Source organism: Prescottella subtropica, from assembly GCF_005434945.1.
Taxonomy (GTDB): domain Bacteria; phylum Actinomycetota; class Actinomycetes; order Mycobacteriales; family Mycobacteriaceae; genus Prescottella; species Prescottella subtropica.
On the sequence record NZ_SKCH01000003.1, the window covers coordinates 16,375 to 29,807 of the forward strand.

6 protein-coding genes and 2 tRNA genes are annotated in these 13,433 nt (G+C 71.2%); 4 read left to right on the plus strand and 4 right to left on the minus strand.

Annotated elements, in window-relative coordinates; translation table 11 throughout:
• Nucleotides 1-183 precede the first annotated feature (183 nt).
• Nucleotides 184-9,489, plus strand: coding sequence for a type I polyketide synthase (locus tag E0497_RS04450; protein WP_137723588.1), 9,306 nt, complete (start codon nucleotides 184-186; stop codon nucleotides 9,487-9,489).
• On the plus strand, nucleotides 9,489-9,902 hold the full coding sequence (gene acpS / locus E0497_RS04455) for a holo-ACP synthase AcpS (RefSeq protein ID WP_137723589.1): 414 nt from the start codon (nucleotides 9,489-9,491) through the stop codon (nucleotides 9,900-9,902). The genes E0497_RS04450 and acpS overlap by 1 nt, the downstream gene beginning before the upstream one ends.
• A gap of 78 nt (nucleotides 9,903-9,980) precedes the next feature.
• Here acpS and E0497_RS04460 read toward each other — a convergent pair whose 3' ends face one another.
• On the minus strand, nucleotides 9,981-10,637 hold the full coding sequence (locus E0497_RS04460) for a TetR/AcrR family transcriptional regulator (RefSeq protein WP_421958308.1): 657 nt from the start codon (nucleotides 10,635-10,637) through the stop codon (nucleotides 9,981-9,983).
• A gap of 187 nt (nucleotides 10,638-10,824) precedes the next feature.
• Between E0497_RS04460 and E0497_RS04465 the strand changes: the two genes are divergently transcribed.
• Complete coding sequence (locus tag E0497_RS04465) at nucleotides 10,825-12,204, plus strand: dipeptidase (protein ID WP_137723838.1); 1,380 nt, start codon at nucleotides 10,825-10,827, stop codon at nucleotides 12,202-12,204.
• A 4-nt stretch (nucleotides 12,205-12,208) separates the two neighbouring features.
• On the opposite strand, the gene bcp is transcribed toward E0497_RS04465, so the two are convergent.
• Nucleotides 12,209-12,703 (minus strand): thioredoxin-dependent thiol peroxidase, encoded by a 495-nt coding sequence (bcp, locus tag E0497_RS04470; protein ID WP_137723591.1) that lies wholly within the window; start codon nucleotides 12,701-12,703, stop codon nucleotides 12,209-12,211.
• A gap of 109 nt (nucleotides 12,704-12,812) precedes the next feature.
• Between bcp and E0497_RS04475 the strand changes: the two genes are divergently transcribed.
• A complete protein-coding gene (locus E0497_RS04475) occupies nucleotides 12,813-13,034 on the plus strand; it encodes a DUF3618 domain-containing protein (RefSeq protein ID WP_137723592.1) in 222 nt (73 codons plus the stop codon).
• A 139-nt stretch (nucleotides 13,035-13,173) separates the two neighbouring features.
• Here the strand turns inward: E0497_RS04475 and E0497_RS04480 are convergent.
• Nucleotides 13,174-13,246: transfer RNA gene (locus tag E0497_RS04480), tRNA-Lys, on the minus strand.
• A gap of 54 nt (nucleotides 13,247-13,300) precedes the next feature.
• Nucleotides 13,301-13,373: transfer RNA gene (locus E0497_RS04485), tRNA-Lys, on the minus strand.
• Between the last annotated feature and the right edge of the window lie 60 nt (nucleotides 13,374-13,433).

Sequence of the window (13,433 nt, forward strand, 5' to 3'; positions counted from 1 at the left end):
ACTTCGCGACGGGCCTGTGCGCAAAGTCACTCGGTACTCGCTGGTAGGAAACGCACCCCCGGTCAAACGTGAGGCTTCCCTCATGATTCTGTGCCAACCTCTACGTGCCCGGATTCGCTCTGTCTCGAGGGCGGCCGCACACGACCTACCTCCCATCGGGGAGCCAGGAGAGGACTCACTTCAGTGACGATCGACGACACTGCAGGAAATCGACGACCCTCGAACGACCGCACCGATCGGACGCCCGTCCGGTCCGCCGCGCAGTCCCCGCTCGTGGACCGGCTGTGTGCCGGTGAGCCCTACGCGCTCGCCTTCGGTGGCCAGGGCGCCCCGTGGCTGAGTGCCCTCGCCGAACTGACCCGCGACAGCGCGCTCGAGCCGGCCCTCACCGACCTGGTGAACGAGGCCGCCACGATCCTCGAGCCCGTCGCGCAGGATCTTCTCGTCGTGCGGCCGGTCGGTTTCGATCCGATCGCGTGGATCCTCGAGCAGGAACTCGCGGACGATGAGAGCGTTGCCGGCGCTGCTGTGCCGTCGGCTGCCGCGCTGACGTCCGCCGCGGTCTCGCTGCCCGGTGTCTTCCTCACCCAGCTCGCCGCGCTGCGCGCGCTGCAGCAGCAGGGCCTGGACCCGGCCGTCAACGCGCCGGTCGCCACGATCGGACACTCGCAGGGCCTGATCGCCGCGGCCGCCGTCTCCGGTGAGGGTGCCGCGGACGCCGCACTGCTCGCGACCGCGCAGTTGATCGGTGCCGCCTCCGGTCTCGTCGGTCGTCGTCGCGGCATCATCGCGACCGCCGACCGCACCCCGATGCTCGCCGTGTCGAACGTCGACCCGGAGCGTCTCGCCGCGATCGTCGCCGAACTGTCCGAGAACGTCGACGAGGACCGGGCCGCGGTTCTGGCGATCCGCAACGGCCGCCGCCGCGTCGTGCTGGCCGGCCCGCCCGCACAGCTGGCGCGCGTGCAGCAGCGGTGCGAGCAGATCGCCGCCGACGAGACCCGTGCGCGGGACGCCAAGACCCGTGGCGGCGCAGTGTTCGCCCCGGTCTTCGAGTCGCTGCCGGTCGAGGTCGGCTTCCACCATCCGGCGCTGAACGAGGCCGTCGACATCATCGGCGGCTGGGCCACCCGTTGCGGCCTGGACGCCGATCAGGTGCGCACGCTCGCGCAGGCCGTGCTCGTCGACCCGGTCGACTGGGTCGACGCCGTCGACGGTGCGACCGCTGCCGGTGCCGCGTGGATCCTGGACCTGGGTCCCGGTGACCTGCTCACCCGCATGACGTCCGCGGGCCTGCGCGGTCAGGGCGTCGGCATCGTCGCCGCCTCCACCCGCGGCGGCCACCGCAACCTGCTCACGCCGGGCGCCACCCCCGAGGTGCCGCGCGCGTGGACCGAGTTCGCACCCAAGGCAATTGCGCTCCCGAACGGTCGTGTCGCCGTCGAGACCGCGTTCACCCGACTGACGGGCCGTTCGCCGATCCTGCTCGCCGGTATGACCCCGACGACCGTCGACCCGGCGATCGTCGCGGCCGCCGCGAACGCCGGCCACTGGGCCGAGCTCGCCGGCGGCGGACAGGTCACCGAGGCGATCTTCGCCGAGAACGTCGAGGGCCTGAAGAGCCTGCTCGAGCCGGGCCGCGCCGTCCAGTTCAACTCGATGTTCCTCGACCCGTACCTGTGGAAGCTGCACGTGGGCGGCAAGCGCCTGGTGCCGCGCGCCCGCGCCGCCGGTGCCCCGTTCGACGGTGTCGTCGTCACCGCCGGCATCCCCGAACTCGAGGAAGCCGTCACGATCATCGACGAGCTGACCGAGGCCGGGTTCAGCTACGTCGCGTTCAAGCCGGGTACCGTCGCGCAGATCCGCTCGGTCATCCGCATCGCGAACGAGGTGCCGGACTTCCCGGTCATCGTCCACATCGAGGGCGGCCGCGCCGGTGGCCACCACTCGTGGGAGGACCTCGACGACCTGCTGCTCGACACGTACGCCGAGCTGCGCACCCGCGACAACCTGGTGCTGTGCGTCGGCGGTGGCATCGGCACCCCGGAGCGGGCCGCCGACTACCTGACCGGCCGCTGGGCCACCGACTACGGCTTCCCGGCGATGCCGCTCGACGGCATCCTCGTCGGTACCGCCGCGATGGCGACGCTCGAGGCCACCACCTCCGCCGACGTCAAGCAGATGCTCGTCGACACCCCCGGCACCCCGGACTGGGTCGGTGCGGGCACCGCCGAGGGCGGCATGGCGTCGGGCCGCAGCCAGCTGGGCGCCGACATCCACGAGATCGACAACGCTGCCTCGCGCACGGGCCGTCTGCTCGACGAGGTCGCCGGTGACGCCGACGCCGTCGCGAAGCGTCGCGACGAGATCATCGCCGCGCTCGACGTGACCGCCAAGCCGTACTTCGGTGACGTCGCCGCCATGACCTACCAGCAGTGGCTGCGCCGCTACCTCGAGCTCGCGGTGGGTGTCGACTCTCCGCAGGCGTTCGACTGCGGCGGCGACCTGCAGGATGCGATCGCCGACGCCACCACGTCGGTGTGGCTCGACGTCTCCTGGCGGGACCGCTTCGGTGAGATGCTGCAGCGCGCCGAGGCCCGTCTGCACCGCAACGACCGCGGCCCGATCGCGACCCTGTTCGCCGAGACCGAGACGCTCGACCAGCCGTTCGCGGCGCTGTGCGCGCTCGAGGCCGCCTACCCCGACTACGCCACCACCGTCCTGCACCCGGCCGACGTCCCGTTCTTCGTCGCGCTGTGCAAGACGCCCGGCAAGCCGGTCAATTTCGTGCCCGTCGTCGACGGTGACGTGCGCCGCTGGTGGCGTTCGGATTCGCTGTGGCAGGCCCACGATCCGCGCTACACCGCCGACCAGGTGTGCATCATTCCGGGCACCGTCGCGGTTGCCGGTATCACCCGCGCCGACGAGCCCGTCGGTGACCTCCTCGACCGTTTCGAGAAGGCCACCGCCGACGAGTTGCTCGCCGCCGGTGCCGTCCCGGCCCTGGTCGCCGGTCGTCGCCACGGCGGCTTCGGCACCGGTCTGCTCGACGCCGTCCTCACCGCACCCGACGTGCTGTGGGCGGCGCGCCTGACCCAGAACCCGGTCCGCCGGCTCGGCGAGGTCGCCGAGTGGACCATCGAGTCCGACACGGTCGCCAGCCACGACGAGACCGGTGCCCGTCTCGTCGTCGCCGACGCCGAGCACGTCGACCTGACGGTGCCGCTGGCGCTCGGCAAGGCCGTCGAGATCCGGATCACCGTGCCCGCCAGCGTCCACGACGGCGGTGCCCCCGTCGTCACCGCGGCCGACGCCGAGGCGTCGATGTCGGCGCTGCTCGGTGTCGCCGCCGGCCAGGACCTGCCGGCCGTCAAGGGCGGTGTCGCGCACATCAACCTGGCGTGGACGCCGGACCTGATCGCCGACCACGCCGGTGTCACCGGCGTCGGCCTGCCCGCCACCGTGAGCACCAGCGGCACGGCCGTGCCCGACGTCGTCGTCGGCGCCTGCTGGCCCGCCGTGTTCGCCACCCTGGGCGCCGCGACCACGACCGAGGGTGTCCACGTCATCGAGGGCATGCTCGACCTGGTCCACCTCGACCACGCCGTCGACCTCGTCGGCGAACTGCCGTCGGAGACCAGCATTCTCGTGGTCCGCGCGGAGGCCGGCGAGGTCGTCGACACCGACATGGGTCGGGTCGTCGAGGTGCGTGTCGAGCTCGGTGCGATGCTCGGCGAGGGCCTCGACGCCCCCGCCGTCGCCACCCTCACCGAGCGGTTCGCGATCCGCGGCCGCACCGGCCGCGGCGAACTGGCCGACCCGGCCCGCGCCGGCGGATCGCTGTCCGCCGACGTCGCGGAGACCCCGCGTCGCCGTCGCCGCGACCTGACGATGGTCGCGCCGCGCAACATGGCCGCGTTCGCCCGGGTCTCCGGTGACCACAACCCGATCCACACGTCCGACGCCGCGGCCCTGCTCGCGGGTCTGGGCAGCCCGATCGTGCACGGCATGTGGCTGTCGGCTGCCGCGCAGCAGGCCGTCATCGCGCTCGATCCGACGTCGAAGACGCCGGCCCGCCGCCTGACCGCGTGGACCGCCCGCTTCCTCGGCATGGTCCGCCCTGGAGCCGAGATCGACGTCCGCGTCGACCGGGTCGCCACCGACCGCGGTGACGAGATCGTCGAGGTCGGCTGCCGAGTCGACGGCGACCTGGTCATGGTCGCCACCGGCCGCACCGCCGCCCCGAAGACCGTGTACGCGTTCCCCGGTCAGGGCATCCAGCGTCCGGGCATGGGCCTCGACGCCCGCTCCCGGTCCAAGGCCGCCCGTGAGGTGTGGGAGCGTGCCGACAAGCACACCCGTGAGGCCCTCGGCTTCTCGATCCTCGCCGTCGTCCGCGACAACCCGACCCTGGTCAAGGCCCGTGGTGTCGAGCACCGGCACCCGGACGGTGTCCTGCACCTGACCCAGTTCACGCAGGTCGCGATGGCCACCCTCGGTGTCGCCCAGGTCGCGGAACTCCGCGAATCCGGTGCGTACGTGGAGGGCTCGTTCCTGGCCGGTCACTCGGTCGGCGAGTACAACGCGCTCGCCGCGGTCGCCGGAGTGCTGCCGCTCGAGGCGCTGCTCGAGGTCGTGTTCCAGCGTGGTTCGGCGATGCACGAGCTGGTGCCGCGTGACGGTGCCGGCCGCAGCAGCTACCGCATGGCCGCGATCCGCCCGTCGCAGATCGGTGTCGCCGACGACGAACTGCAGGCGTTCGTCGCGTCGGTCGCCGACGCGACCGACGAATTCCTGCAGATCGTGAACCTGAACCTCAAGGGTTCGCAGTACGCGATCGCCGGCACCGTCAAGGGCCTGAAGGCGCTCGAACGCGAGATCGACATCCGCCGTGAGGCTTTCGGCGGCAAGCGTGCGTTCATCCTGGTGCCCGGCATCGACGTGCCGTTCCACTCGACGGTGCTCCGCGGCGGCGTCGACGACTTCCGCGCCAAGCTCGACGAGCTGCTGCCCCACGACATCGACCCGTCGGTGCTCATCGGCCGCTACATCCCGAACCTGGTGCCCAAGCTGTTCAACCTGGGCCGCGACTTCGTCCAGGAGATCGCCGACCTGGTGCCGTCGCAGCAGCTGGCCGACGTCCTCGCCGACTTCGACTCCTGGGCGGCACGCCCGGTCGCGCTGACCCGCACGCTGCTCATCGAGCTACTGGCCTGGCAGTTCGCGTCCCCGGTCCGCTGGATCGAGACGCAGGACCTGCTGTTCACCGCGGAGACCGAGGGCGGTCTGGGTGTCGAACGGTTCGTCGAGATCGGTCTGGGTGCCACCCCGACCGTCGCGAACCTGGCATCGCAGACGATGAAGCTGCCCGAGCACGCCCACACCGTCCTCGAGGTCCTCAACATCGAGCGGGAGGCGGCGGTCGTCTACAGCACCGACGTCGACCCGGCGCCCGTGGACGATGAACCGGCGGACGACTCCGTTGCCGAGGCCGCAGCACCTGCCGCCGCTCCGGTGGCTGCCGCTCCGGCCGCTCCGGCCGCGCCGGCCGGTGGGGCTGCTACTTCTCGACCCGACGACATCGTGTTCAAGGCGGCCGACGCCACCAAGGTGCTCATCGCGCTGTGGACGAAGCTGCGCCCGGACCAGATCGGTCCGGCCGACACGATCGAGGCGCTGTGCGACGGCGTGTCCTCGCGTCGCAACCAGCTGCTCGTCGACCTCGGCTCCGAGTTGGCGCTCGGCGCGATCGACGGTGCCGCGGACGCCGACATGGGTTCGCTGGCCGTCACCGTCGACCGTATGGCCCGCACCTACAAGCCGTTCGGCCCGGTGCTGTCCGATTCGGTGGGCGATCACCTGCGCAAGGTGTTCGGTCCGTCCGGCAAGCGTCCGGCCGCGATCGCGGACCGTGTCACCAAGGTGTGGCAGCTCGGCGACGGCTGGGCCCACCACGTGACCGCGGAGGTCGCGCTCGGCACCCGTGACGGCTCGTCCGTCCGCGGTGGCGCGATGGGTGGCCTGCACGAGGGCGCGATCGCCGACGGCAGCGCCGTCGACGCGGTCATCGACGCCGCCGTGCAGTCCGTCGCGAGCCGTCGTGGTGTGGCGGTCTCGATGCCGGCTGCCGGTGGGGGAGCGGGCGGCACCGTCGACGCCGCCGCCCTCGGCGAGTTCACCGAGGCCATCACCGGCCGTAACGGTGTGCTGGCGTCGGCTGCCCGTCTCGTGCTCGAGCAGCTCGGGTTCAGCGAGTCGGCCGCCGCCGCGGTCGCCGCGGACGACACCGCGCTCGTCGACCTGGTGTCGGCGGAGCTCGGCTCCGACTGGCCGCGTCTGGTCGCCCCCGCGTTCGATGCCAAGAAGGCCGTCCTCGTCGACGACCGCTGGGCCACCGCCCGCGAGGACCTGGCCCGCGCCTGGACCGGCGAGACCGAGCTGACCGCGGACCGTTTCGACGGTGCCGGTGCCGCTGTCGCCGCCCACGCCCAGTGGTGGCAGCAGCGTGCCGCCGCCGAGTCCCGGACCGACCTGGCCGAGATCTACGGCCGCATCGCGCAACTCGCGATCGCCCCGGCCGACGAGACCGGGCAGTACACCGGTGAGATCGCGGTCGTCACGGGCGCCAGCAAGGGCTCGATCGCGGCCTCGGTCGCCGGCAAGCTCCTCGCCGGCGGTGCCACGGTCGTGGTCACCACGTCGCGTCTCGACAGTGGCCGTCTCGGCTTCTACCGCAAGCTGTACGCCGCGCACGCTCGCGCCGGTGCCGCCCTGTGGGTGGTGCCCGCGAACATGGCGTCGTACACCGACGTCGACGCGCTCGTCGAGTGGGTCGGGGGCGTGCAGACCGAATCGGCCGGTGGCGCGAAGAAGCTCGTCAAGGAGGCGATGACGCCGACGATGCTGTTCCCGTTCGCCGCGCCGCGCGTGGCCGGCGAGCTGTCCGACGCGGGTGCCCGCGCCGAGATGGAGATGCGGGTCCTGCTGTGGTCGGTCGAACGCCTCATCGGCGGCCTGTCGCAGATCGGCTACGACCGTGACGTCGACACCCACCTGCACGTCGTGCTGCCCGGTTCCCCGAACCGTGGCCTGTTCGGCGGCGACGGCGCCTACGGCGAGTCGAAGGCCGCACTCGACGCGGTCGTCGGCCGCTGGTCGGCGGAGCGCACGTGGGCCGAGCGGGTCACCCTCGTCCACGCCCTGATCGGCTGGGTGCGCGGCACCGGGCTGATGGGCGGCAACGACCCGATGGTCGAGGCCGTCGAGGCCAAGGGTGTGCGCACCTGGTCCACCGACGAGATGGCCACCGAACTGCTGAGCTCGTGCACGCCGGACGCCAAGGCGGCCGCCGCGCAGGCGCCGCGACTGGTGGACCTCACCGGTGGTCTCGCCGAGGTCGACCTGGATCTGCCCGCGCTGGCGAAGGAGGCCGCAGAGGCCGCCGAGCAGGCCGGTGAGGCACAGTCTTCCGAGAAGGACGCGAATACCGTTGCGGCCCTGCCGTCCCCGCCGCGCGCGGTGGACGCCCCCGTCCCGGCGTGGACCGAGCTGGACGTCGACCCGTCCGAGCTGGTCGTCATCGTCGGCGCCGGTGAGCTCGGCCCCTACGGATCGTCGCGCACCCGCTTCGAGATGGAGGTCGACGAGCAGCTGTCGGCGGCCGGCGTCCTCGAACTGGCGTGGAACACCGGGCTGGTCGCGTGGGAGAACGATCCCACCCCCGGCTGGTACGACGTCGCATCCGGTGACCTGGTCCCGGAGGCGGAGATCGCCGACCGCTACCACGACACCGTCGTCGAACGCTGCGGCATCCGCACGTACGTCGACGAGGGCGCGATGGTCGACAACACGGCGCCGCTGCTGACGTCGGTGTTCCTCGACAACGACCTGTCGTTCGTCGTCGGCTCCGAGGCCGAGGCCCGCGCGTTCGTCGACTCCGACCCGGAGAACACGGTCGCCGCCTGCGATCCGGAGTCCGGCGACTGGACCGTCACCCGCAAGGCCGGCACCGAGATCCGGGTGCCGCGCAAGGTGAAGCTGACCCGCACGGTCGGTGGCCAGATCCCCACCGGGTTCGACGTCACCAAGTGGGGCATCCCCGCCGACATGGCCGGCTCCGTGGACCGGGTGGGCCTGTGGAACATCGTCACCACCGTCGACGCGTTCCTCACCGGCGGCTTCACCCCGTCGGAGCTGCTGCGCTGGGTGCACCCGTCGCTGGTCGCCAACACGCAGGGCACCGGCATGGGCGGCATGATGTCGATGCGCTCGCTGTACATCGACACGCTGCTCGGCGAGTCCCGCGCGAACGACATCCTGCAGGAAGCCCTGCCGAACGTCATTGCGGCGCACGTCGTCCAGTCGTACGTCGGCGGCTACGGCGCGATGGTGCACCCGGTCGCGGCGTGCGCCACGGCCGCGGTCTCCGTCGAGGAGGGCGTCGACAAGATCAAGCTCGGCAAGGCGCAGCTCGTCGTCGCCGGCGGCTTCGACGACCTCGGCATCGAGGGCATCGTCGGCTTCGGTGACATGTCGGCGACCGCCAAGTCGGAGGACATGGCCGCCAAGGGCATCGACGACAAGCGCTTCTCGCGGGCCAACGACCGTCGACGCGGCGGCTTCGTCGAGTCCGCCGGTGGCGGCACGATCCTGCTGGCCCGCGGCGACGTGGCGCTCGAGATGGGTCTGCCGGTGCTCGGTGTGGTCGCGTGGGCCGGTTCGTTCGCGGACGGCGTCCACACGTCGATCCCGGCCCCCGGTATCGGTGCGCTCGGCGCCGGTCGCGGCGGCCAGGATTCGCAGCTGGCGCTGTCGCTGGCGGCGCTCGGGGTCACCGCGGACGACATCTCGGTGATCTCCAAGCACGACACCTCGACCGCGGCGAACGATCCGAACGAGGCCGAACTGCACGAGCGTCTGGCGGCGGCCCTGGGCCGCAGCGAGGGTGCCCCGCTGTTCGTCGTCTCGCAGAAGACGCTCACCGGTCACGCCAAGGGTGGCGCGGCAGCGTTCCAGCTGATCGGCCTGTGCCAGGTCCTCGGCCAGGGCATCGTCCCGCCGAACCGCAGCCTCGACTGCGTCGACGACAAGATGGCCGAGTTCTCGCACCTGGTGTGGCCGCGGACCCCGCTGCGGTTCGGTGACCGGTTGCCGCTCAAGGCCGGCCTGCTGACCAGCCTCGGCTTCGGTCACGTGTCGGGCCTGATCGCGGTCGTGCACCCGCAGGCGTTCGTCGAGTCGATCCCGGCGGAGCGGCGGGCGACCTACCTCGCGCAGGCGCAGCAGCGCACCGTCGACGGACAGCGCCGCCTGGCGTCCGCGATGTGCGGTGGCACCGACCTGTACGAGCGTCCCGCCGACCGTCGCCTCGGCGGCGACTCGGTGCCGGCGAAGGTGTCGCGTCAGCTCGAGGCCGACATGCTCCTCGACGAGGATGCGCGTCTCGGCGCCGACAGCGTGTACCGCACCGGAAAGCCCGGGTGCCGGTAGTGGCGATCCTGGGCATCGGCTTCGACGTCGTCACGATCTCGGAGTTCGCCGAGCAGCTGAAAATGCCCGGCACCGCGATGAAGTCGAGCTTCCGCCCGGCCGAGCGTCGGTACTGCGAATCCCGTAGTACCGACCCGGCCCGGCACTACGCGGTCCGCTGGGCCGCGAAGGAAGCGGTCATCAAGGCGTGGGCGGCCTCGCGGTTCGCGCGGCCCCCCGCCGTCGGCGACAACGCCTACGAACTGGTGGAAGTCGTCAACGACGCGTGGGGCCGGCCCACCATCAAGCTGCACGGGGAGGCCGCAGAGTTCCTGCCCAGCGCCAAGATCCACCTGTCGCTCACCCACGACGGCGACGTCGCGGGCGCGATGGTGGTGATCGAAGAACCTGACCCGATCGCGCCCAACGGCTGATCGAGCACGGAAAAGAACCGAGGCCGGTCGACGGACACAATCCGTCGGCCGGCCTCGTCGTTTCTTCCACCCCGGGGGCTACTCCGTCGAGCGGGCTTCCTTCTCCGCCACCATCAGGTAGGCGCCCATGAGTCGTTTGAGTTCGGCGACGGCATCGGCGTGGCTCTGCCCGTCCTGCACCGAGAAGTTGAGCATCGAGTACACGACGTGCACGAGCACCTCGGCCATCATGGTGCGCCGCTCCCACGGGGTGTGCGGGGTGAGCGGCGCCAGCATCCGGGACACCTGTTCGGCGAACGCCTTCTCGTGGATCATGCCGGTGGTGCGGGTCGACGGCGTCGACTGCATCGCCAGCCACACCTCGCGCCGCGACGGATCCGACGTCCACAGTCCGGCCATGTGGTCGACGAACTTGCCGAGGAACCGCAGCCAGTCGATGGACGGCACCTCGCCGCTGAACGTCTCGAGTTCCTGCTGGACGCCGACGAGGTCCTGCCGGTTCAGTTCGCACACGATGACGTACTTGTTGGCGAAGAACTGGTACAGGGTGCCGATCGGCACCTCGGCGCGCGCCGCGACCTCTTCACACGTGAACGACTCGAATCCGACGTCGACGAGCAGTTCACGGGACGAGGTCAGCAGGGCGTCGAATTTGCGTCGGCTGCGTTCCTGGGTCGGGCGCCGCCGAGGCACCAGCTCCTGGGGGTCGCTCTGGACCTCCAACGCGGGGTCCACCCGGCGGGGCGGACGGCGGCTGGTAGTGGACTCCACGAGCACAGGTTATCGGGGATTCGGACAGGATTCGACGAAGTTCCCGTTCTGGTGTTTCTCGCGGTACCGGAAAGTCGGTCTCGGACGCCCGCTGCCGGGCGGGTGCTCGTAGTCTCGAGGGGACGTGTCGACAGTGCCGGAGGTGGCTGTGATGGTGGAGCAGGCGGCGGAACAGACGGGCGAGATCCGGTCGCGGGTGCGGGCGCAGATGCCCGCGGCCCGCGCCGAACTGGCGCAGCTGGTGGCGTTCCGGTCCATCGCCGACCCGCGGCAGGCCCCGCCGGAGGAATGCGCCGGTGCCGCCGGATGGGTGGCCGACGCGTTCCGCGGCGCCGGCATCGGAGCGGTGGAGCTGATCGAGACGTCCGACGGATCCACCGCAGTCGTCGGGCACCGGCCCGGACCCGACGGCGCGCCGACCGTCCTGCTGTACAGCCACTACGACGTCCAGCCCGCCGGTGACGAGGCGCTGTGGGCGTCGCCGCCGTTCACGCTCACCGAGCGGGACGGCCGCTGGTACGGGCGCGGCGCCGCCGACTGCAAGGGCAACCTCGTCATGCACCTGCTGGCGTTGCGGGCGCTCACTGCGGGCGGTGAGCCGCTGCCGGTCGGGATCCGGATCGTGTCCGAGGGCAGCGAGGAGACCGGGGGAGGTGGGCTCGAACAGCTCGTGCGGGACCGGCCCGACCTGTTCGCCGCCGACGTCGTGGTCATCGCCGACACCGGCAACGTCGCGGTCGGCGCCCCGACGCTCACCACCAGCCTGCGTGGCATCGCGAACGTCGTCGTCCATGTGGAAACCCTGACGGGCGAACTGCATTCGGGGATGTACGGGGGATCGGCGCCGGACGCGCTCGCCGCCCTCGTGCAGATGCTGTCGACGCTGCGCGACCTCGGCGGCAACACCGTCGTCGACGGACTCGACACCGCGCAGATCTGGGACGGCGTGCAGTACCCGGAGGCGCAGTTCCGGGCCGACGCCGGTGTGCTCGACGGGGTCCGGCTCACCGGATCGGATTCGGTGGCCGACGCGGTGTGGGCGCGGCCCGCGCTGACGATCCTCGGTATCGACGCACCGCCCGTGGTCGGGTCCGCGGCCGCGATCCAGCCGCGCGCGTCGGCCCGGCTGAACCTGCGGGTGCCCACCGGCATGGACCCGGTCCGGGCGCAGGACGCGCTCGTCGCGCATCTCGAGAAGGCGGCCCCGTGGGGTGCCCGGGTGACCGTCGACCGGGAAGCGGTGGGGGCGCCGTTCCGGGCCCGGACGTCGGGGCCCGGCTACACGGCGCTGACCGCGGCTCTGGCGGCCGCGTACGGCACCGATGTGGTGGTCGCCGGGCAGGGCGGCACGATCCCGCTGTGCACCGTGCTGGCCGAGCAGTTCCCCGACGCCGAGATCGTGCTCATGGGCGCCGAGGAACCGCGGGCACTGATCCACGCACCCGACGAGAGCGTGGACCCGTCGGAGATCGAGAACCTCGCCGTCGCCGAGGCACTGTTCCTGCGGGGCCTCGGTGGTCGGGCAGGCTGACCGGTCAGACGGACAGGTCGCGGCGCAGCTTCGCGACGTGACCGGTGGCGCGCACGTTGTACTGCGCCACCTCGACCCGGCCGTTCTCGTCGATCAGGAACGTCGACCGGATGACGCCCTGGACGACCTTGCCGTACAGCTTCTTCTCCCCGAACGCGCCCCACGCGGCCAGCGTCGTCTTCTCCGGATCCGACAGCAGCGGGAACGTCAGCGCCTCCGCATCCCGGAACTTCGCGAGCTTGGCCGGCTTGTCGGGGGAGATACCGACGACGTCGAGACCGGCGCCGCTCAACTCGGCGAGGTTGTCGCGGAAATCGCACGCCTGCTTGGTGCAGCCCGGTGTGCTCGCGGCGGGGTAGAAGTACACGATCACCTTGCGGCCCCGGTAGTCGGCGAGCGACACCTCGGTGCCGTCGGCGTCGGGCAGCGTGAAGTCGGGGGCGGTGTCGCCGGGGACGAGCCTGTTGTCCTCGCCGGCGGCGAGCTTGTTGTCGGTCACAGCCAGTGAGGCTACCGAAACCGCCGGGTGTCTTCTGTTCTACGGTTGGACCGAGCTTGCCGGTAGCGTGACCGGCGACAGCAGCACCGATTCACTTATTGGAGGACACGTGCCCAGGGACACCGAGGCCATCGAGCGGGACATCGAGAGCGCCCGCAACCAGCTCGCACAGACGCTCGACGTGCTCGCTGTCCGCACCAACCCCAAGCGTCTGGTGGAGACCACCAAGGCGAGCGTCCTCGTCAAGCTGGGGGATCCGAAGGTGAAGGCCGCCCTCGTCGGTGTCGGCGCGGTCGTCGGGCTTGTGGTGCTGCGCAAGATCTTCCGCTAGAAGCGGGTTCGTCCGCCGAACGGGACACCACGGCACGTTTTCCTCGCGGGAACGTGCCGTGGTGTCTCGTTCGGCGTTCACGGGTCTACCCGGAGACGGCGAAAGCCCCCGCACGCGATGCGTGCGGGGGCTTTCTCGGTGCGCCCACAGGGACTCGAACCCCGGACCCAGTGATTAAGAGTCACTTGCTCTACCAACTGAGCTATAGGCGCATGCCCATATGCTGCTCACCGACCGCTGGCGAACCAGCTGCCAGTGAACCAGCGTGCGCCCACAGGGACTCGAACCCCGGACCCAGTGATTAAGAGTCACTTGCTCTACCAACTGAGCTATAGGCGCATTGCTCGTCGCGAGGTGTCCCTCGCTCGGTGCGAAGAGAACATTAGCGGACGGCTTCGA